The sequence below is a fragment of the Tabrizicola flagellatus genome, from assembly GCF_008271465.1.
GTDB lineage: Bacteria > Pseudomonadota > Alphaproteobacteria > Rhodobacterales > Rhodobacteraceae > Tabrizicola > Tabrizicola flagellata.
This window is the reverse complement of record NZ_VMDU01000001.1, coordinates 340,214-360,269: the sequence shown is the minus strand read 5'-3', so window position 1 is coordinate 360,269 and position 20,056 is coordinate 340,214. Positions and strand designations below refer to the sequence as shown.

General features: G+C 69.6%; 20 protein-coding genes. 8 read left to right on the top strand and 12 right to left on the bottom strand.

Going from position 1 to position 20,056, the window contains the following annotated elements; translation table 11 throughout:
- Positions 1–91: 91 nt before the first annotated feature.
- The 6 genes from FL625_RS01755 to FL625_RS01730 all read right to left on the bottom strand — a co-directional run bounded on the left by FL625_RS01755 (position 92) and on the right by FL625_RS01730 (position 5,746).
- Positions 92–637, bottom strand: a complete 546-nt coding sequence (locus FL625_RS01755; protein WP_149586908.1) for a fasciclin domain-containing protein — start codon at positions 635–637, stop codon at positions 92–94.
- 112 nt (positions 638–749) lie between these two features.
- Entirely contained in the window at positions 750–1,415 is a 666-nt protein-coding gene (locus FL625_RS01750; RefSeq protein ID WP_149586907.1) for an anti-sigma factor, read from the bottom strand.
- Positions 1,412–1,945, bottom strand: coding sequence for a sigma-70 family RNA polymerase sigma factor (locus FL625_RS01745; protein ID WP_149586906.1), 534 nt, complete (start codon positions 1,943–1,945; stop codon positions 1,412–1,414). Before FL625_RS01745 ends, FL625_RS01750 begins: the two co-directional genes overlap by 4 nt.
- A gap of 105 nt (positions 1,946–2,050) precedes the next feature.
- The gene (locus tag FL625_RS01740) at positions 2,051–4,090 is read right to left on the bottom strand and encodes an ASKHA domain-containing protein (protein WP_149586905.1); all 2,040 of its coding nucleotides are present in this window, start codon (positions 4,088–4,090) and stop codon (positions 2,051–2,053) included.
- Positions 4,087–4,479 carry a cupin domain-containing protein gene (locus FL625_RS01735; protein WP_160147709.1) on the bottom strand — a complete coding sequence of 131 codons (393 nt, stop codon included), beginning with the start codon at positions 4,477–4,479 and terminating at the stop codon, positions 4,087–4,089. Before FL625_RS01735 ends, FL625_RS01740 begins: the two co-directional genes overlap by 4 nt.
- Before the next feature lie 109 nt (positions 4,480–4,588).
- Positions 4,589–5,746 carry a CaiB/BaiF CoA transferase family protein gene (locus FL625_RS01730; protein ID WP_149586903.1) on the bottom strand — a complete coding sequence of 386 codons (1,158 nt, stop codon included), beginning with the start codon at positions 5,744–5,746 and terminating at the stop codon, positions 4,589–4,591.
- A gap of 81 nt (positions 5,747–5,827) precedes the next feature.
- Between FL625_RS01730 and FL625_RS01725 the strand changes: the two genes are divergently transcribed.
- Complete coding sequence (locus FL625_RS01725) at positions 5,828–7,639, top strand: ABC-F family ATP-binding cassette domain-containing protein (protein ID WP_149586902.1); 1,812 nt, start codon at positions 5,828–5,830, stop codon at positions 7,637–7,639.
- 207 nt (positions 7,640–7,846) lie between these two features.
- Positions 7,847–8,446, top strand: a complete 600-nt coding sequence (locus tag FL625_RS01720; protein WP_149586901.1) for an outer membrane protein — start codon at positions 7,847–7,849, stop codon at positions 8,444–8,446.
- Between the two features lie 63 nt (positions 8,447–8,509).
- Here FL625_RS01720 and FL625_RS01715 read toward each other — a convergent pair whose 3' ends face one another.
- From FL625_RS01715 to FL625_RS01705, 3 genes are all read right to left on the bottom strand, one after another.
- Positions 8,510–8,827: a hypothetical protein gene (locus FL625_RS01715; RefSeq protein WP_149586900.1), complete on the bottom strand. Its 318-nt coding sequence runs from the start codon at positions 8,825–8,827 to the stop codon at positions 8,510–8,512.
- A 151-nt stretch (positions 8,828–8,978) separates the two neighbouring features.
- Complete coding sequence (locus tag FL625_RS01710; RefSeq protein ID WP_149586899.1) at positions 8,979–9,866, bottom strand: TPM domain-containing protein; 888 nt, start codon at positions 9,864–9,866, stop codon at positions 8,979–8,981.
- Positions 9,836–11,248: a pyridoxal phosphate-dependent decarboxylase family protein gene (locus tag FL625_RS01705; protein WP_149586898.1), complete on the bottom strand. Its 1,413-nt coding sequence runs from the start codon at positions 11,246–11,248 to the stop codon at positions 9,836–9,838. Before FL625_RS01705 ends, FL625_RS01710 begins: the two co-directional genes overlap by 31 nt.
- A gap of 121 nt (positions 11,249–11,369) precedes the next feature.
- On the opposite strand from FL625_RS01705, the gene FL625_RS01700 reads away from it, so the two are divergent.
- Positions 11,370–12,017: a DUF6778 family protein gene (locus tag FL625_RS01700; RefSeq protein ID WP_149586897.1), complete on the top strand. Its 648-nt coding sequence runs from the start codon at positions 11,370–11,372 to the stop codon at positions 12,015–12,017.
- Here the strand turns inward: FL625_RS01700 and FL625_RS01695 are convergent.
- On the bottom strand, positions 11,998–12,351 hold the full coding sequence (locus FL625_RS01695; protein WP_149586896.1) for an MmcQ/YjbR family DNA-binding protein: 354 nt from the start codon (positions 12,349–12,351) through the stop codon (positions 11,998–12,000). The genes FL625_RS01700 and FL625_RS01695 overlap by 20 nt on opposite strands.
- A gap of 178 nt (positions 12,352–12,529) precedes the next feature.
- Here FL625_RS01695 and cysS point away from each other — a divergent pair, with 178 nt between their 5' ends.
- From cysS to FL625_RS01680, 3 genes are read left to right on the top strand one after another with little or no spacing between them, the layout of a single operon-like run.
- Positions 12,530–13,924: a cysteine--tRNA ligase gene (cysS, locus tag FL625_RS01690; RefSeq protein WP_149586895.1), complete on the top strand. Its 1,395-nt coding sequence runs from the start codon at positions 12,530–12,532 to the stop codon at positions 13,922–13,924.
- Positions 13,921–15,597 carry a citramalate synthase gene (gene cimA, locus FL625_RS01685; RefSeq protein WP_149586894.1) on the top strand — a complete coding sequence of 559 codons (1,677 nt, stop codon included), beginning with the start codon at positions 13,921–13,923 and terminating at the stop codon, positions 15,595–15,597. Before cysS ends, cimA begins: the two co-directional genes overlap by 4 nt.
- The gene (locus FL625_RS01680) at positions 15,594–16,349 is read left to right on the top strand and encodes a phytoene/squalene synthase family protein (RefSeq protein WP_149586893.1); all 756 of its coding nucleotides are present in this window, start codon (positions 15,594–15,596) and stop codon (positions 16,347–16,349) included. The genes cimA and FL625_RS01680 overlap by 4 nt, the downstream gene beginning before the upstream one ends.
- A 79-nt stretch (positions 16,350–16,428) precedes the next feature.
- Here FL625_RS01680 and FL625_RS01675 read toward each other — a convergent pair whose 3' ends face one another.
- Positions 16,429–17,634, bottom strand: coding sequence for an MFS transporter (locus FL625_RS01675; protein ID WP_149586892.1), 1,206 nt, complete (start codon positions 17,632–17,634; stop codon positions 16,429–16,431).
- An 81-nt stretch (positions 17,635–17,715) separates the two neighbouring features.
- Between FL625_RS01675 and FL625_RS01670 the strand changes: the two genes are divergently transcribed.
- Positions 17,716–18,345, top strand: a complete 630-nt coding sequence (locus FL625_RS01670; RefSeq protein ID WP_149586891.1) for a DNA-3-methyladenine glycosylase family protein — start codon at positions 17,716–17,718, stop codon at positions 18,343–18,345.
- Entirely contained in the window at positions 18,342–19,016 is a 675-nt protein-coding gene (locus FL625_RS01665; RefSeq protein ID WP_149587149.1) for an alpha/beta hydrolase, read from the top strand. The genes FL625_RS01670 and FL625_RS01665 overlap by 4 nt, the downstream gene beginning before the upstream one ends.
- 1 nt (position 19,017) lies before the next feature.
- On the opposite strand, the gene FL625_RS01660 is transcribed toward FL625_RS01665, so the two are convergent.
- Positions 19,018–19,992 carry a glucokinase gene (locus FL625_RS01660; protein ID WP_149586890.1) on the bottom strand — a complete coding sequence of 325 codons (975 nt, stop codon included), beginning with the start codon at positions 19,990–19,992 and terminating at the stop codon, positions 19,018–19,020.
- Positions 19,993–20,056 lie beyond the last annotated feature (64 nt).

Sequence of the window (20,056 nt, the reverse complement as noted above, 5' to 3'; positions counted from 1 at the left end):
ATCGGACAGCAAGGGGACAGGAGCCGCCGATGGACACCCCGCTTGACCCTGCCGGCGTAGTGACCCGCGCGGCAGGGAGCGGCCGGCGCGATCACATCGCCGGCAGGAGCACCGTGTCGATCACATGGATCACGCCGTTCGACTGCTTGACATCGGCGATGGTGACATTGGCCACGTTGCCCTGGCCGTCCTTGATCATCACCACGCCGTCCTTGTACATCGCGGTGAACTCGCAGCCGCCCACGGTCTTGACCGGATGCGCGCCCTTGTCGTCATCGACCATCTTCATGATCGCATCCGACATGGCGTCGGCCGCGACGACGTGGCAGGTCAGGATCTTGGTCAGCTGGTCCTTGTTCTCCGGCTTGAGCAGGGTTTCCACCGTGCCCGCCGGCAGCTTGGCGAAAGCCTCGTTCGTGGGGGCAAAGACGGTGAAGGGGCCGGGGCCGGACAGCGTCTCGACCAGGCCCGCGGCCTTGACGGCGGCGACGAGCGTGGTGTGGTCGGCCGAGTTCACCGCGTTCTCGACGATGTTCTTGTCCTCGAACATCGGCGCGCCGCCGACCATCGGGTTGCCGGCCAGCGCGAGGCCGGAGGTCAGGGCCAGGATCGCGGTGCCGAGTTTCAGTGCCTTCATGGTGCATCTCCCTTCGGGGTTCGGAGGAGCGGGGTCATTCCCGCCTCGCACCCGAAGGAACGAAGGCTTTCCGGCGAAGTTTCAGCGGCTGCGCGGGCTCACGCCTTCGTGATCAGGTGGTCTCGCCCACGGTGGCGGTCAGGATCACCGGGCCGGTCGGCAGGCCGGTGGGCGAGCCCCCCTCGGGCTCGATCGAGACGGCGAAGATGAAGCCGGGCGGCGGGACCGGGTAGTCGATGACGAGGGGCTTGTCTTCCAGAAGGCCGAGCGAGACCGGGCTTGCCCCCGGCGCGATGATCCAGAGCTGGTGCACCTGGCCCGGCACGGCGGGAACGCCGGCCACGCGGGCCACCTGGAGCGTGCCGCCGAAATGGGTGATCTGGTAGGAAAGGCGGCGGTCGGCGGTGGCCAACGTGGCCACGGGCTCGGGACGGGGCGGGGCGAGGGTCGCCACGGTGGCCAGCACCAGGACCGCGGCCAGCGCGGCGCCTGCGAACCAGCCGAAACTGAAGCCCCGGCCCTGGCGCGCCGGGGCAGGGGCCTGCGGGAAGAGCCGCGCCTCGATCTTCGGCATCAGGTCCGGGGCAGGGGCCTCGGCGAAATCGTCGTTGAGGCCCGCCATCCGCGCCTCCCAGTCGCCGACACGCGCCGCAAAGCCCGGATCGCGCCGGATCCGCGCCTCGGCCTCGGCGCGTTCGGCAAGATCCAGCACGCCCAGCACATATTCGGCGGCGAGCGCGTCATCGGCTTCCTCGGGGGTGAGCGGCGCGTCGGTCATGCGTCGAGGCACTCCTTCAGCTTGAGGAGGCTGCGGCGGAGCCAGGTGCGCATCGTGTTCAGCGGCACGCCGTGGCGCGCGGCGAGGTCGTGGTAGGACATCCCTTCCAGGTAGGCCCCGCGTACCGCCTGCGCCCGGTCCGGCTCCAGCGTCTCGAAGCAGTCGGCCATCCGCCGGGCCTCGCCCTTCGCGATCAGCCTGGTCTCGGCCCGGGGCGTGGCGTCCTGCACCGTGTCGAGGCCCTCGTCCGAGGCGGCCTCGGGCCGGGCGCGCAGGCGGTCGATGGCGAGGTTGCGGGCGATGGCGATCAGCCAGGTCATGCCGCGCCCCTTCGCCGGATCGAAGCGGGCGGCGCGAAGCCAGACACGGGTATAGACTTCCTGCAAGGCATCCTCCGCCTCGGCGCGTTCCTTCAACATACGAAGCAGCACGCCCATGAGTTTCGCCGAGGTGTCGCGGTAAAGCGTCCGGAAGGCCGCCCGGTCGGCGGCGGCGCAACGCGCTATCAGCTGGGCGACGGGATCTTCCATGCGGCAGACGTTACGGATTTATCCCCTGCCCGCAAGCCTTTGCGCGACCGGGGGGGCCGGTTGGCCACGGAAATCACGCCGTTCCGAGACAGGGCGCGTAGCGGCCTAGCCCCGGCGGCGGCGACGCCCGCCCTCGTCCCCGCCGGTTTTCGGATTGTAGCTGACATCCGGCAAAGCGACGATCTGTTGCAGATTCGGAAACGGATCGACCGCATGCGGGATGGCGTTCGCGTTGACGAAATGCTCCTGGAAGCGCGGCTCGATCGCGGTTTCGACCTTGTGGATCTGCTGGACGGTGGCCTCGATCTGGTCGCGGGCCGCGACGTTGCAGAGCGCGATGCGCGCGCCGGTGCCCGCGGCGTTGCCGGCGCTGACGACCTTCTCCAGCGGCACGTCCGGGATCATCCCCAGAACCATCGCGTGTTTCGGGCTGATATGCGCCCCGAAGGCGCCGGCGAGCGTCACGCGGTCCACATGGTCCACGCCCATCTCGTCCATCAGCAGCCGCGCGCCGGCGTAGAGCGCCGACTTGGCCAGCTGGATCGCCCGGATGTCGCCCTGCGTCACGCTGATCCGCGGCCCGCCCTCGGCGCTGCCGTCATGGAGGAGGTAGGAGAAGGTGCGCCCGTGCGGCTCGCAGCGCGGGGTGCCGGTCTGCTCCGGCCCACCGATCAGCCCGCCCGCGTCGATGATACCGGCCATGCGCATCTCGGCCACGGCCTCGATGATGCCCGAGCCGCAGATGCCGGTGACGCCGGTCGTGGCGATGGCGGCCGGGAAACCTGGATCGTCCGACCAGAGGTCCGAGCCGATGACGCGGAAGCGGGGTTCCTTGGTGACCGGGTCGATCTCCACCCGCTCGATGGCGCCCGGCGCGGCGCGCTGGCCCGAGGATATCTGCGCCCCCTCGAAGGCCGGGCCCGTGGGCGAGGAACAGGCGAGCACCCGTTTCTCGTTGCCCAGAAGGATCTCGGCATTGGTGCCCACGTCAACAATCAGCACCATGTCCTTCGATTTGTTCGGCTCTTCGGACAATGCCACCGCCGCGCAATCAGCGCCGACATGACCGGCGATGCAGGGCAGCACATAGACGCGGGCGCTGTGGTTCAGGCTGGCCAGGTCCAGATCGCGGGCATCGAGGCTGAGCGACCCGGAGGTCGCCAGCGCGAAGGGGGCCTGGCCCAGTTCCACCGGATCGACGCCGAGGAACAGGTGGTGCATCACCGGGTTGCAGACCACGACCATCTCGTAGATCGCCGACGGTTCGACGCCCGCTTCCCCGGCGATGGCCCTTGCCAGCGCGTCGATCGCCTCGCGCACGGCCTTCGTCATCTCGACATCGCCGCCGGGGTTCATCATGGCATAGCTGACGCGGCTCATCAGATCCTCGCCGAAGCGGATCTGCGGGTTCATCAGGCCGGAAGAGGCCAGCACGCGCCCGTCCGTCAGGTCGCAGAGATGCGCGGCGATAGTGGTGGAGCCGAGATCCACGGCCAGGCCCAGAAGCGGGCCCTCGTGGAAGCCGGGGAAGATGTCCAGAACCCGCGTCGCGGCGTCGTGGTTGCCCTTGTGCAGGACCGCCGTGACCTTCCACTCGCCCTTGCGCAGCACGGGTTGCAGTCGGCGCAGGACGGTCAGGTCGGCCTCGATCCGGTCCACCTGCCACTGGTCCTTCAGCGCGCGGGCGAGGCGTTCGAGGTCGCCGGTCGGTTCATGCATGTCGGGCTCGGCGACCTCGACATAGACGGCGCGGGTGGCGGGGTCCATGACCATGGCGCGCTCGGTCGCCGATTTCCGGATGACCTGCTTGTGGACCTGGCTTTCGGGCGGCACGTCGATCACGACATCGCCCATGACCCTGGCCTGGCAGCCCAGCCGCCGCCCGTCGATCAGCCCGCGGATGCGCTTGTAGCGGTCCTCGACCGCGTTCCACTCGGAGAGCGCGTCCTCGGCCACCGTCACCCCGTGCTTGGGGAATTCGCCATAGCCGGGGGTGATCTGGCACTTGGAACAGATGCCGCGCCCGCCGCAGACGGAATCGAGATCCACCCCCAGCTGCCGCGCGGCGGTCAGGACAGGCGTGCCAAGCGGAAAGCGCCCCCGCTTGCCCGAGGGGGTGAAGATCACGAGGGCGTCATCGGTCATTCGGGAGTCTCATGCAGGAAACGATAGCGGATGTCGGCGAAACTGTCGGCGGCGAAGGTGTAGAACCAGCGCAGGTGGGCGGTCGCCAGGGGCACGCCATGCACCGCGCCCCCCGGGATGTAAAGCGCCACGCCCGGGGCGAGCCGGTGCTGACGACCGTCGATCGTCACCTCGCCTTCGCCCTCGAGCCCGAAATAGACTTCGGGTCCGGGGTGGGAATGCAGGGCGAAGGTCTCTCCCGGCGCCAGCATGGCGACGCCGCAGACGATCCCGGTCGTCTCGGTGTCAGGCGCCGAGATCAGGGTGCGAAAGCGGATCGTCCCGCGCGCCGGGTCATCCCAGCGCTCGTCCGGCAGGGTGGCTGAATCGATGCGCGTGACCCGGGTCACGATGTCCCTCGCTGTTCGACGCTGTTGTAGTCCGCCCGGCTGCCGGCGCAATGTCCGGAAACGGCACAGCAGAGGAACAATCCGGCACGGGTCCTCTGGCGCGGTCCGGTCAGGCGGGATCCTGCGTTTCGTCCAGCCAGGCCAGGATCGCCGCCCGGTCGCCATCCAGCCGTGGCGCCGGGGGCAGGACGGCCGGTTCGGGCAGGGTGGACAGCTTGATCGGGTTCCCCGGCGCGGTGAAGGCCGGCCCGCCCGGATGCGGCGTCACGGGCAGGATCATGTTCCGCGCGCGGAGCTGCGGGTCGGCCATCACCTCCAGCATGTCCTGCACCCGGGCCGTCGGCAGGCCGGCGGCGTCCAGCAGCGCCAGCCAGTGCGCAACCGGCTGGCCCAGGGTGACCGTCTCTATCAGCCGCTTCAGGAGCGCGTGGTTCTCGCAGCGCGCGGCATTGGTGGCAAAGCGCGGGTCGGACGCGATGTCGAGCCCGAGGACGGCGCAGAGCCGGACGAACATCGCATCGTTGCCGGCGGCGATGACGACAAAACCGTCGGCGGCCCGGAAGGTCGAGAAGGGGGTGATGGTCGGATGCCGCGCCCCGGTCGGCCCCGGCGCGACGCCGGTCGCCGAGGCGATGGCCAGCGCATGTTCCTGGATCGCAAGCTGCGCATCCAGCATGGCCACGTCGACGAAGGCACCCTCGCCGGTCCTTTGCCGCTGGAACAGCGCGGCAAGGATGCCCTGCGCCAGATACATCCCCGCCACGATGTCGCCGATGCTTGCACCCACCCGCACCGGCGGACCGCCGCTTTCGCCGGTGATCGACATCACCCCGCCGCGCGCCTGCACCACCATGTCATAGGCCGGCTTCTGCGCATCCGGCCCGGTCTGGCCGAAGCCCGAGACGGCGGCATAGATCAGCCGGGGGTGGCGGGCGTGCAGCATGTCCCAGCCGTAGCCCAGCCGCGCCATCACGCCGGGGCGGTAATTCTCAACCAGCACATCGGCCCGTGCGAGCAACCTCTCGAAGATCGCCCGGTCGGCTTCGGCCTTCAGGTCCAGCGCGATCGACTGCTTGCCCGCGTTCAGCGTGGCGAAATAGGCGCTTTCGCCGGCCACGAAGGGCGGGAAGGCGCGGGTGTCGTCGCCGGTGCCGGGACGTTCGACCTTGATGACCCTGGCCCCAAGGTCCTGAAGCGACTGGGTGCAGAAGGGACCCGCCAGCACATGTGTCAGGTCGAGGATGAGGATGCCGTCGAGGGGGGCCATGAAGGTCTCCTTTGCCGCCAGCTTGCATGTCCTGCGCGACGATACGTTGACGCCGGTCAATTCCCTCTCTACCTCGCGCGCATGGCACGCGCACCCCTTCTGCAACTTTCCGGCATCTCGCTGACCTTCGGCGGCAACCCCGTTTTCGACGATCTGTCGCTGACCGTCCAGCCCGGCGACCGCATCGCGCTGGTCGGGCGGAACGGCTCGGGCAAGTCCACGCTGATGAAGGTGATGGCGGGGCTCGTCGAACCCGACCGCGGCACCCGCACGGTGCCCCCCGGCGTGACCGTGGGCTACATGGAGCAGGAGCCCGACCTGTCGCGGTTTGCCACGCTGGGCGAGTTCGCGGCCTCGGGCCTGCCCGAGGGGCAGGAATATCGGCTGTCGGTGGTGGCCGAGGGGCTGAAGTTCGACCCCTCGACCCCGGTCGCCACCGCCAGTGGCGGGGAACGGCGGCGGGCGGCCCTGGCCAAGCTTCTGGCGGAGGCGCCCGAGCTGATGCTGCTGGACGAACCCACGAACCACCTCGACATCCAGGCGATCGAGTGGCTGGAGGCCGAGTTGCGCGAGACCCGGGCGGCCTTCGTGCTCATCTCCCACGACCGCGCCTTCCTGCGCGCCCTGTCGAAGGCGACGCTCTGGATCGACCGGGGCGAGGTGCGCCGGCGCGAGGCGGGCTTCGAGGGGTTCGAGGACTGGCGCGAGCAGGTCTGGGCAGAAGAGGACGAGGCCCGCCACAAGCTTGACCGCAAGATCAAGGCCGAGGCGAAATGGGCGGTGGAAGGCATCAGCGCCCGGCGCAAGCGGAACATGGGGCGGGTGCGCGCGCTCCAGCAGCTGCGCGCCGACCGGGCGGCGCAGATCCGGCGGCAGGGGACGGCGGCGCTGGAGCTGGCCTCGGGGCCGACCTCGGGCAAAAGGGTGATCGAGGCGCGGGGGCTGACCAAGTCCTACGGCGGCAAGGTCATCGTGAAGGACTTCGACCTGCGCGTCCTGCGCGGCGACCGGGTGGCTTTCGTCGGGCCGAACGGGGTGGGAAAGACCACCCTTCTCAAGATGTTGATCGGCGAAGTTCAACCGGATGCGGGGACTGTGACGCTCGGCACCAACCTGGAGATCGCGGTCTTCGACCAGACGCGGACGCGGCTGGACCTGGACGCAAGCCTCTGGGACAACCTGACGGTCGATCCGCTGATGCGGGTCTCGGGCGCCTCGGATCAGGTGATGGTGCGGGGCACGCCGCGGCATGTGGTGGGGTATCTGAAGGATTTCCTGTTCGACGAACGCCAGGCCCGCGCCCCGGTGCGCAGTCTTTCGGGCGGAGAGCGGGCGCGGCTTCTCCTGGCCAAGCTGATGGCGCAGCCCTCGAACCTTTTGATCCTGGACGAACCGACCAACGATCTGGACGTGGAAACGCTGGATCTGCTGCAGGACATCCTCGGCGACTACGACGGCACCGTGCTTCTGGTCAGCCACGACCGCGATTTCATCGACCGGGTGGCGACCGCGACCGTGGCGATGGAGGGGGAGGGCAGGGCGACGGTCTATCCCGGCGGCTGGTCGGACTATGCCGCGCAGCGCCCCGCCCCGGCCGAGCCGGCGGCCAGGCCTGCCGCACGCGCCGCTGCCGCCCCGGTGGCCGCGAAGGCCGCGCCGGCGGCAAAGGCCGGTGGCCTGTCCTTCACCGAGCGCAAGCGGCTGGACGACCTGCCGGACCTGATCGCGCGGCTGGAGGCCGAGATCGCAAAGCTTTCCGACCTGCTGGCCGATCCCGATCTCTTCAGTCGCGAGCCGGTCAAGTTCCGCAAGGCGACCGAGGCGCTGGCCGAGCGGCAGGCGGCGCTGGAGGCGGCGGAGGCCGAGTGGCTGGATCTGGCCGAGCGGGCTTGACCGCCGCCTGACGCCGGGGAAGACGGCAAGGCCTGGCCGAAAGGCGCGCGTGCCCTCGGCACTTCCCCGCCGGTGCCGCACACGGCCCATCAAGCGCGCGTGAGCAGGCATTGCGCCGGGGCCTGCAAGACCCCATTCCCTGTCACAGCCCCAAGGGATGCGCGCTCAGGCGCGGCGTCCGCACAGGGCCAGAACAAGGAGACAGAAATGAAAGCTATCGCAGCATTGCTGGCCACCGCCGCGCTGACCGTCCCGGCCTTTGCCGGCGGCCCGACCGTGGTTGCAGAAGAGCCGGCCATCGCCCCTGCGCCCGCCCCAATTGTCGCCCCGGGCCGTGACTGGTCGGGCGCCTATGTCGGTGCGCAACTGGGTTATGGCGACGTGGATTCGAGCGGTGCGGGCCTTGACGGCTACGGCTGGCTGGGCGGCATCCACGCCGGTTATCGCTGGGACCTGGGCAACTGGGTGGCGGCGACCGAGCTGACCTATGACAAGGCCGACATCGACCTGGGCGCAGCCGCGGGCGACAAGCTGGACGACGTGCTGGCCCTGAAACTCTCGGCCGGCTACGAGATCGGCAACAGCCTGGTCTACGGGACAGTCGGCGCGGCGCAGGCCACGGCCAGCGTCGGCGGCGTGGACCTGAAGGACACGGGCTACCTCTACGGTGTCGGCTTCGACTACGCGGTCAACGACCGCTGGACCGTCGGCGGCGAGCTTCTGGAGCACAAGTTCGACAACTACGACGGCACGGGCGTCGATGTGGGTGCGACCACCCTGAAGGCCAAGGTCGGGCTGCGCTTCTGACGCCTCCCGCCTGAGACCCCCGCGGCGCGGCTTCCCCCCGCGCCGCGGCTTGGCGGTTGCCGCCTAGCGACAGGCGGCGGGCCGCAGGAGGAACGACCGGTCGTCGCCCGCGTTTCGCTCCAGCGTCGCAAAGCCCGCGTCGTTCTCGAAGGTCATGCCGAGACTCGACACCGTCAGAAGGATCGCGCCGCCCTTCACAGGGTCGATCTGGAACCCGCCCGCGTCGCCCTCCATGCTGCAATAGAGATGCCCGGCCTCGTTCTCGCAGGCGGCATAGGCCTCGAAATCGCCGCCAGGCACGCCGCGGAGCCGGAGCGTCAGGTGCAGGCCGAGTGCGGGATCGGCAAAGCCGGGCGCGGGGCTGACCGAAATCGCGGTCACGCGCTGCGCGGGATGGGCGGCAAGGTGGGTCTTTTCGTAAGTCCGGTCATAGCAACTGCCGGCACCGGGAAGATCCGGTCCAGCGGGCTTTGCGCCAGGGCGGGCAGCCCGGCAGCAAGAGCGAGGAACGCCCCGCAGGTCATTGCCATACTTACCATTTTCCTGTTGCGCCTCCGCCCGAGGACCGGCCGCCGCCGAAGCCTCCGCCGCCGCCGTTCCCCCCGCCGCCCCGGCGGTCCTCGCGGTCGCGCCTGGCCTCGCTGCTGTTCCAGCGGATCGGATAGGACTTGCGGTCGATGAAACCGCAGGCCGAGCAGGTCAGGTGCTGCATGCCGACCCCGGGTTCGCTGCGCGTCGGGGGTTCGATGGTCTCGCGCCGGCGCTCCAGTGTGGCCGCGCCGCAGCGGGGGCAGGTGACGCGCGCGCGGCGCTGGCGCCAGATGCCGAAGCCGGCGACCGCGGCCACCGCGCCGAAGCCGAGGAGCGCCGTCGGCAGGCCCGAGCTGCCCTCGTCGGCGAATCCGTCGGTCAGCGAGACCTTCTGACCGGACCGGAAAGGCACCACCAGCCGGTCGCGGGCCGAGACGATGCCGGCCTCTATCCCCTCGGCGTAGTTGCCTGCCTGCAGGGCGGGAAGGACGGCGGTGGACAGGACCCGCGCCGCCCGGCCGTCATAGACCGGATCGTAGCCGGACCCGAGCGCGATCCGCGCCTCGCGACGTTCAGTGTCGAGAAGCATCAGGATTCCGTCGTTGCGGTCGGCCGCGCCGACCCCCCAGGCGTTGAACAGCGCCTTGGCATAGGCCTCGATCCCCTGGCCCGCGCCGCCGTAGTCCTCGAGACCCGGCAGGGTGACGACGACCATCTGCACCCCGGTCTCGTCGCGGGTGGCAGCCAGAAGCCGCGAGATGCGCCCCTCCTGCGTGGCGTCCAGCACATCGGCGAAGTCGGAGAGGGTGTCGCTGAGCGGATCGGGAATCGACTGGGCCAGCGCGGACGTGGCAAGCGTCAGCGCGACGGCAAGGGACCGGAGGAACATGATGCAAGCATTTCTTGTACTGTCGTTGACAAGAGCATGACATCTTCCTCGCGGCAGTCAAACGATCCGACCTGCACCCGGATCACAAAGCGCCCATCGACGCGGGACTGGGTCAGATAGACCCGGCCATCGTCGTTGATCCGCTGCAAAAGCGCCTCGGTGGCTGCATCTGTTTCCAGCGCGAAGGAAAAGAGCGACAGGCGCGGTTCGGTCACGATCTCGACCCCGGGCAGGGCGGCCAGCCGATTCCGCGCCTCCTCGGCCCAGCGGACATGGTTGCGAATCCGCTCCCGCAGCCCGTCGAGCCCGTAGGCGCGCAGGACGAACCACAGTTTCAGCGCCCGGAAGCGGCGGCCGAGCGGCACGGTCCATTCGTTGAAGTTGACGATCTCCTCGCGTCCCGCCGTTTCCAGGTAGGTCGGGCGCAGGCCCAGGGTGCGCACCTGCGCGCCGGGGTCCTTCAGGAACTGGACCGAACAGTCGAACTGCGCCCCCAGCCATTTGTGCGGGTTGAAGACGATGGAGTCCGCCCCCTCGACCCCGGCCCAGAGAGGACGGAACTCGGGGCAGATCATCGCCGATCCCGCCCAGGCGGCATCGACATGGACCGGCACGCCCTCGGCCCTCGCCACGGCGATGCAGTCGGCGATCCGGTCGAAGGCGCCGATGCTGGTGCCTCCGGCGCAGAGGATCACGCCGGCCGGGACCATCCCCGCCACCCTGTCCGCCGCGATGGCCGCCGCAAGTGCGGCGCCGGTCATCGCCCGGTCGGCATCGGTCGCGACCTTGACCAGGTTCCGTTGCCCGATCCCGGCCACCCGGATCGCCTTGTCCACGCTGGAATGGGTCTCGGCGCTGGCGTAGAAGCGCAAGACGGGCGCGCCCGACAGCCCCTCGTCGAGCCCGCGCCAGCCCAGCGCCTTTTCGCGCATGGTCAGCACCGCCGAAAGCGTCGCATTGGTCGCCGAATCGTGGATCGTGCCGACGAAGCCCTCGGGCAGGCCCAAGGCCTGGCGCAGCCAGTCCACCATGACCTGCTCGACTTCCGTGGCGGCCGGCGAGGTCTGCCAGATCAGCGCGTTGCAGGCCATGGCATTGACCAGCTGCTCGGCCAGCATCGAGGCGGGGGCGGCGTTGGCTGGGAAATAGGCGAAGAAGCGGGGATGCTGCCAATGGGTCATGCCGTCGGGCACGATCCGTTCGAAATCGGCCCAGATCGCCTCCATCGGCTCGGCGGCCTCGGGCGGGGTGGGGGGGAGCTGCCGGGCGATCCGGCCGGGGACCAGCGGCGCGCGCACCGGGCGGTCGCGCAGGGTGGCGTGGTAGTCGGCCGCCCAGTCCGCCGCGCGTTTCGACCAGTTTCTCAGGTCCTCGTGATCCATGCCTGCCCTCCCTCTGTGCCCGCAAATGGGCATCTTGCCGCCGAAACGGCAAGGGGCGACCGCGTTCCCGACACAGAGGCTCCTTTTTCCGGCCATTACCTGACATTAAGAAATCCGTCGCATGACTGATACCAGACGATCCGAGAGGCCCATCATGTTCCTGTCCCGCCGTGCCGCCCTGTTGGGCATCAGCGCATTCGCCCTGTCCGCCTGTGTGGGCGGCACGTTCAAGACCGAGTATCAGCGGCTTTCCCCCGAGGTGACGCGCAACTGGCGTCTGGCCGAGGTGAGGGTCGATGTGCCGCGCAGTCTCACGGTCTCGGAGGCGAAGACGCTTCTGCCGAACGCCGACATCGTCTGGCGCGAGGATCCCATGGGCGACCGTTACACCCAGGTGGGCAAGATCATGGAGGCGGCGGTGCTGCGCGGGGCGCAGGGCCTGCGCGGCTCGCGGCCCGTGGTGATCAGCATCACCGTCACCCGGTTCCACGCCCTGACCTACGAGGCGGAACTGTCCAATTCGGACTGGGGGGTGCACAACATCGACTTCACCGCCCAGGTCAACGATGCCCGCACCGGCGAGGTGCTGGTGCCGGCCACGCTGATCCGCGCCGAGACGCCCGCCTGGTCGGGCGAGCGCATGCGCGAGGCGCGGCGCAGGGGGGTCACGCAGAAGTCGATGATCTCGAACCACGTTGCGGCCACGGTGGCCGGCTGGCTGGCGATCGGCCCCGACAACCGGGGCGAGTTCAGCCGCCAGGGGAACTGAGCGCGGCCTGCACCTTCTTCGGCAGCCCGGCCCGGATCAGGGCGTAGGAGGTGGCGATGCGTTCGCAGAGCTCGTCGTCCGGCACGCGCTCGAACGGGATCCGCGCCCAGGAGGCGTGCAGGTAGGGCGCGCGGATCGCCCGGCCGGCCTCGATCAGCAGACGCGCGGTGTCGGCATGGTCGGTCTTGACCGAGACGCCGTCGCCCCTCTGGCCGATGATGGCGAACATCTTGCCGCCGACCTTCCAACAATCATGGTCGGGGCCGAAGGGCTGGCTGACCTCGGCCCCGGGGAAGGTGGCGCAGAAGCGGTTCACGAAGGCGCGGTCCTGCATGGCGATTTTCCTTGGCGCGACGGTGGCCCCGGGTGTATGTGTCCCACCCATGACGACGTTGCGCAACATCCGCATCTGCTGCATTACCCGCTGACTTCGGTCGCGCGGGCGCTTCGTCATTCCCTTCGGATGAAAAAGCCGGACCCGCGCGGGAAGCCCGCGTGCCACAGGGACTGACATGGTGACGATCCGCCTGACCAATTCGAAGACCCGCCGGAAGGAGGACTTCCGTCCGATCGACCCGGCCCATGTGCGGATGTATGTCTGCGGCCCCACGGTCTATGACCGCGCGCATCTGGGCAATGCCCGGCCGGTGGTGGTCTTCGACACGCTCTACCGGCTCTTGCGGCACGTCTATGGGGCGGACCACGTCACCTATGTCCGCAACTTCACCGACGTGGACGACAAGATCAACGCCGAGGCGCTGCGCCGCCAGCAGGCGGGGGCAGCGGGGACGCTGGAAGAGCTGATCCGCGAGCGGACCGAGGAGACCATCGCCTGGTATCATGCCGACATGGACGCGCTCGGCGCGTTGCGTCCGACGCATGAGCCGCGGGCGACGGAATACATCGGCCAGATGATCGCGATGACCGAGGGGCTGATCCGGTCCGGCCATGCCTATGTCGTGGAAGGCCATGTGCTGTTCCGCGTCCGCAGCTACCGGGACTACGGCAAGCTGTCGGGGCGCAGCGTGGACGACATGATCGCAGGCGCCCGGGTCGAGGTCGCCCCGTTCAAGGAAGACCCGATGGATTTCGTGCTGTGGAAACCGTCCTCGGCCGCCGAGCCCGGCTGGGATAGCCCCTGGGGGCGCGGTCGGCCCGGCTGGCACATCGAATGCAGCGCCATGGCGCATGAGCTTCTGGGTGCATCCTTCGACATCCACGGCGGGGGCCTCGACCTGCAATTCCCCCACCACGAGAACGAGATCGCCCAGTCCGCCTGCGCCCATCCGCACGGCGACTTCGCGCATTACTGGCTCCACAACGAGATGTTGCAGGTGGAAGGCAAGAAGATGTCCAAGTCCCTGGGCAACTTCTTCACCGTGCGCGACCTCCTGGACCAGGGCATCCCCGGCGAGGTGATCCGCTTCGTCTTCCTGATGACGCATTACCGCAGCCCGATGGACTGGACGGCCGACAAGGCGCGTGCGGCCGAGGCGACCCTGCGCAAATGGCGCGGGGCGACGGCCGCGGTTGCGGCCTCCGCGCCCCTGCCGGCTGTGGTCGAGGCGCTGGCCGACGATCTGAACACCGCCGGCGCGCTGGCCGCGCTGCATGCCGCGGCGGGCGAGGGGGACTGGGCGGGGCTGAAGGCCTCGGCGCAGCTGATGGGCCTTCTTACCGAGGATCTGGGCGCCTGGGCCGCCGCGCCGCGGGTGGACCTGTCGGGACAGGCCGAACGGCTGGCCGCGCTCCGCGCCGAGGCGATGGTGTCAAAGGATTTTTCCGCCGTCGATGCCCTGAAGGCCGCGCTGGTCGCGGCGGGGGTCGAGGTGCGGATGTCGAAGGCGGGGGTCGAGCTGCTGCCCGGCCCCGGCTTCGATGCGGCAAGGCTGGAGGCGATCAAGTGACCGTAGAGAAAGAAAAATTTTCGTCCGAAAATTTTTCGGCCCGACGTGAGCGCCTCTGGCTTTACGACACCACGCTGCGCGACGGGCAACAGACGCAGGGCGTGCAGTTCTCCACCGCCGAAAAGCAGCAGATCGCGCGCGCGCTGGATGCGCTGGGGGTGGACCACATCGAAGGCGGCTGGCCGGGCGCGAACCCAACGGACAGCGATTTCTTCGCCGCCCCGCCCGAGACTCGCGCCACGCTCACCGCCTTCGGCATGACCCGCCGCGTGGGCCGGTCGGCCGAGAACGACGACGTGCTGGCCGCCGTCCTGAACGCCGGCACCCCGGCGGTCTGTCTGGTCGGCAAGACGCATGACTTTCACGTCACCACCGCGCTTGGCGTGACGCTGGAGGAGAACCTCGAGGCCATCGCCTCCTCGATACGGCATCTGGTGGCGAAGGGCCGCGAGGCGCTGTTCGATGCGGAACATTTCTTCGACGGCTACCGCGCCAACCCGGCCTATGCGCTGGCCTGCCTGACGGCAGCGCGGGATGTGGGCGCGCGCTGGATCGTGCTGTGCGACACCAACGGCGGCACGCTGCCGGCCGAAGTGGGCCGGGTGACGGCCGAGGTCATCGCCGCCGGCATCCCCGGCGACCGGCTGGGCATCCATTGCCACGATGACACCGGCAATGCGGTGGCGAATTCGCTGGCCGCCGTCGAGGCCGGGGCGCGGCAGGTGCAGGGCACGCTGAACGGGCTGGGCGAACGCTGCGGCAATGCGAACCTGACGACGCTGATCCCGACTCTCCTCTTGAAGGAACCCTATGCCAGCCGCTTCGAGACAGGCGTCAGCCGCGCGGCGCTGGCGGGCCTTCTGAAGACCAGCCGCATGCTGGACGACATCCTGAACCGTGTGCCCCTGCGCAGCGCGCCTTACGTCGGCGCCTCGGCCTTCGCGCACAAGGCGGGGCTGCACGCCAGCGCGATCCTGAAGGATCCCTCGACCTACGAACACATCGACCCGGCGCTTGTCGGCAACGAGCGCGTGATCCCGATGTCGAACCAGGCGGGCCTGTCGAACCTGCGCGCGCGGCTCGCCTCGGCCGGGATCGAGGTCGATCCGAAGGATCCGCGCCTGGGCCGGATCATCGAGGTGGTGAAGGCGCGCGAGGATCAGGGCTATGCCTATGACGGCGCGCAGGCGAGTTTCGAGCTGGTCGCCCGGCGCGAGCTGGGCCTGTGTCCGGAGTTCTTCGAGGTGAAGCGCTACCGGGTGACGGTGGAGCGGCGGAAGAACAAGTACGACCGGATGATCTCGCTGTCCGAGGCCGTGGTGGTGGTCAAGATCGGCGACCGCAAGATGATGTCGGTCAGCGACAGCATGGACGAGACCGGCAGCGACCGCGGCCCGGTGAACGCGCTGGCCAAGGCGCTGGGGAAGGATCTCGGCCCCTATCAGGCCTGCATCGACGACATGAAGCTGGTGGACTTCAAGGTCCGCATCACCAATGGCGGGACCGAGGCGGTGACGCGCGTCATCATCGACAGCGAGGACGGGCGGGGCCACCGCTGGTCCACCGTGGGGGTCAGCGCCAACATCATCGACGCCAGTTTCGAGGCGCTGCTGGATGCGATCCAGTGGAAGCTGATCCGCGACTTCGGCCAGCCGCAGGGGGCCGCGGCATGAGCCTCGACGCCTGCGCCGGACTGGTGCAGCGGGGCGATCCCGACCGTTTCCTCGCGGTGATGGCCGCCCCCGTCGCGGTGCGGGCGCAGCTTCTTCCGCTTTACGCCTTCAACCTCGAAGTCGCCCGCGCCCCCTGGGTGACGCAGGAGCCGCTGATCGCCGAGATGCGCCTGCAATGGTGGCGCGACGTGGTGGAGAATGCGGCCTCGGGGGCTGCCCGCGCGCATGAGGTCGCGGGCCCGCTGCACGCGCTGATCCGGGATTTCGGCCTGCCGGTCGAGGTCATGGACCGCCTGATCGCCGCCCGCCGCTGGGACATCCACCACGAGTCGCATGACGGGATCGCCGGGCTGACGGCCTACCTGGACGACACCGGGGCGGGGCTGATGTGGCTCGCGGCCCGGGCGCTCGGGGCGCCGGAGGGGGCGGAACATGCGGTGCGCGCCTATGGCTGGGCCACGGCGGCGGCCTTCTACCTGCGCGCCGTGCCCGAGCTTGTGGCGCGCGGCCGGCAGCCCTTGCCCGAGGGCGTCGGCGCCGCTGACCTGGCGCGGCTGGGGCTGGAGCGGCTGACGGTTGCGCGCCAGGCGCGCAGGTCGGTGCCCAAGGGGGTCGCCCCGGCGCTTCTGGCGGGCTGGCAGACAGAGGGTCTGCTGCGTCAGGCGCTGGCCGGGGAAAGCGCATCGCTGGGGCTTTCGGACTTCCGGCGCCGCTGGCTGCTTCTGCGGCAGGGCGTCACCGGGCGCTGGTGAGGGCGGCTCCTCGTGCGACTGCGTCGCCTCGTCGCGGGACCGAGCGATGAGCGCATGCAATGCGACGAAGAGCGGCGGGTCAGGCGCGCGTCTCCTGCGGCCGCAGCCAGAGCCAGATCAGCGCGCCGCCGGCCAGCACGAGGAAGGGCAGCATGGCCAGGTTGACCATCTGCCAGCCCGCCTGCACCGACCCGCCGGAACAGTTCATCAGCCCGCCCGACGAGAACGAGGCCAGCGTCACGCCCCCGAACACCACCAGGTCGTTCAGACCCTGGAGACGCCCGCGCTCCTCCGGCCGCTGGGCGCTGGTCAGCATGGTCGTCGCGCCGATGAAGCCGAAGTTCCAGCCGATGCCGAGAAGGATCAGCGCGACGAAGAAATTCTCCAGCTCCACCCCGGCCATAGCCACGGCACCCGAGGCCGCAAGGATCGTCAGCCCGACGGCGATGATCCGCTCGGTCCCGAAGCGCGCGATCAGATGGCCGGTGAAGAACGAGGGCGCATACATCGCCAGCACATGCGCCGTCACCACATTCGCCGCATCCCCCGTCTCGAAGCCGCAGCCGACCACGGCCAGCGGCGAGGAGGTCATCACCAGGTTCATCAGCGCGTAAGACACGGTGGCGCAGATCATCGCCACCAGGATCACCGGATTGCGCAGAAGCTCGCCGCGCGACCGGCCTTCCGGGCTGCCGGCGGCCGGGGCCGGGGGCGCGGGGATCTTCAGCGCGAAGAACAAGAGCGAGCCGACCAGGTTCAGCGCGATGACCATGAGATAGGAGCCGAGGAAGGTCACCGCCATCGCATCCGAGGTCACCTTCACCAGTTGCGGGCCGACCACCGCCGACAGGAGTCCCCCCGCCATGACCCAGCTGATCGCCTTGGGCCGGTAGCCTTCCGAAGCCGTGTCGGTCGCGGCAAAGCGGTAGAAGCCGTTGGCCGACATGTAGATGCCGGAAATCAGCGCGCCGATGCAGAAGGCAAGGAAACTGCCGGCGGAAAGGCCCCAGGCGCCGATCGCCGCCCCGAGCGCCCCGCCGCCCGCGCCGAAGAAGAACCCGGCCCGCCGGCCGAAGCGCTGCATCAGCATGGACAGCGGCGTCGCGGTCAGCATCGAGCCGATCACCATCATCGTCACCGGCAGGGTCGCCCAGCAGGCGTTGGGCGCAAGGCTCGACCCGGCAAGCCCGGCGATGGTGAAGATCATCGGCAGTTGCGCACCCAGCACCGCCTGCGCGGCGACAAGGACCATGACATTGCGGCGGGCGAGGGCGTCGGTGCTCATGCGCCAAGCCCTAGACCCCGGCCGGGTCTTCCGCAAGGGGCGGGGGTTGCGGCGCCCCGCCGCGGATGCAAGGCTGCGGCCATGGTGGGACGGATCATCGAGACAGCCGACTGCGTGGCCGAGGGGGCGGAGTGGCTCGCCGCGCGCGAGCCGGCCTTTGCCCGGGCGCTGCCCCTGGTCGGGCCGCTGCCCCTGCGGCGCGAGCCCGACGGGTTCGCGGCCCTGCTGCGGGCGATCGTCGGCCAGCAGGTCTCGGTCGCCAGCGCCCGGGCGATCTGGGCGCGGCTGGAAGGCGCGGGGCTGACCGGGGCCGAGGCGATGGCGCGCGCCTCGGACGAAGAGCTGCGCGCCGCGGGCCTGTCGCGGCAGAAGGCGCGCTATGGCCGGGCGCTGGCGCAGGCGGGCATAGATTTCAACGCCTTGCGCGCTGTTCCTGATGCCGAGGTCGTTCGCACTCTGGTCGCCGTGCCGGGGATCGGGGTCTGGACGGCCGAGATCTATGCGATGTTCGCGCTGGGGCGGGCCGATGTCTTCGCCCCCGGCGACCTGGCGCTGCAAGAGGCGGCGCGGATGCTGTTCGACCTGCAAGCGCGTCCCAGCGACAAGGCGCTGCGGGTCATGGCCGAGGCCTGGTCGCCCTGGCGCTCGGTTGCGGCGCGGGTGCTTTGGGCCTACTACCGCGTGGCACGGGAACGGGAAGGGGTGATCTGATGCGGGAGTTGCGGTTCGGGCGCAAGGGCGCGGAGCGGGGGCAGGCGCGCTCGCTGGTCGTGTTCCTGCACGGCTATGGCGCGGATGGCGCGGATCTCCTGGGCCTGGCCGATGTCCTGGCGCCGCACCTGCCGGAGACGGCTTTCGTCGCCCCGGACGCGCCAGAGCGCTGCGCGGGGGGCGGCTTCGGCTATCAATGGTTCCCGATCCCCTGGCTCGACGGGTCGTCCGAGGCCGCCGCAGCCGCAGGATTGTCCTCCGCGGCCAAGGACTTGAACGGCTTTCTTGATGCGCGCCTGGCCGAAGAGGGTCTGACGCCCGACCGCATGGCGCTGGTCGGCTTCAGCCAGGGCGCGATGATGAGCCTGGAGGTCGCCCCGCGCCGCGACAGGGCCGTGGCCGGAGTGGTCGCGATCTCGGGCCGGCTGCTCCGCCCCGAGGCGCTGGCGGCCGAGGCAAAGGTCAAGCCGCCGGTCCTGCTGATCCATGGCGATCAGGATCCGGTGGTGCCGTTTTCCGACATGGCCAAGGCGGGCGATGCGCTGGTGGCGGCGGGGTTCGAGACCTTCGGCCATGTCATGCAGGGCACCGGCCACGGCATCGCGCCGGACGGGCTGGGCGTGGCGCTGCGTTTCCTGAAGGATCGGCTGGAAATAACCGAAATCCGGTGACTTACGCCTGATTGTTCAGGTAGGCGGCGCAGCCGGTCAGGGCGGCATAATCGTCCTCGACCACGGTTACCGAGAAGTCGTTCAGCAACAGGTCCACCCGCCGCGCCTCGCGGAAGCTGCGTTCCAGACCGAAGCTCTGGAACCAAGGCGTCATCGCCCGCGACATGCCGCCGATCAGGTAGATCCCGCCATAGGGCAGGTGGATCAGCGCCAGGTCGGCCAGCATCTGTCCGAGGATGTGTATATACAGCCGCGCCGCATGGGTGGCGACCGGATCACCCTGGTCCAGTGCCGCCAGTACCTCGGCCGAGGTCAGTTCCGAGGGATGGCCCGCGGCATGGGCGGCAAAGGCGTGCAGATTGGCAAGGCCGCGGCCCGCCAGAACCTCCTCGACCCCGGCATGGGGCACCTCTCCGGCGGCCTTCAGGCGGGCCTCGACAAAACGGGCCAGCAGGAAATCCTCCTCGCTGCGCACCGGCATGTTGACATGGCCGCATTCCGAAGGCGGCACCACGCGGCCCTGCGGTCCGGGATGGACCGGCGCCGCATTGACCCCGGTGCCGAGGCCGACGACCAGCATCGCGGCTCCGGTCTTGACCGGGCCAGGAATGATGTTGCGCAGGTTGGCGGCCGGGATGTGCCCCAGCGCCTGACCCTGGGCCTGCAGGTCGTTCAGGATCGCCACCCGCGCCGCGCCAGTCGCGCCCGAAAGCTTGGCGGCATCCATCACCCAGTCGAGATTGGTCATCGTCGCCACCCCGTCCTGCACCGGCCCGGCGGCGGCGACGCAGACGCCGGTCACCGTGGCCCCGGTGGCGGCGAGATAGTCGCGCAGCACATGGGCGATGTCCTGACCGCGCGCCTGATACTCGGCATTCGGATAGCGCCGGATCGAGTCGATCCGCACCCTGGCCCCCTCGGCCAGCGCAACACGGGTGTTGGTGCCGCCAATGTCGGCAAGGATCGAAAGGGTCATCGGGCAGGTCCGTCGTTCGGCATGCGCAGGTGATAGGGCGAAACCGCCGGTCGCGCCAGAGGTT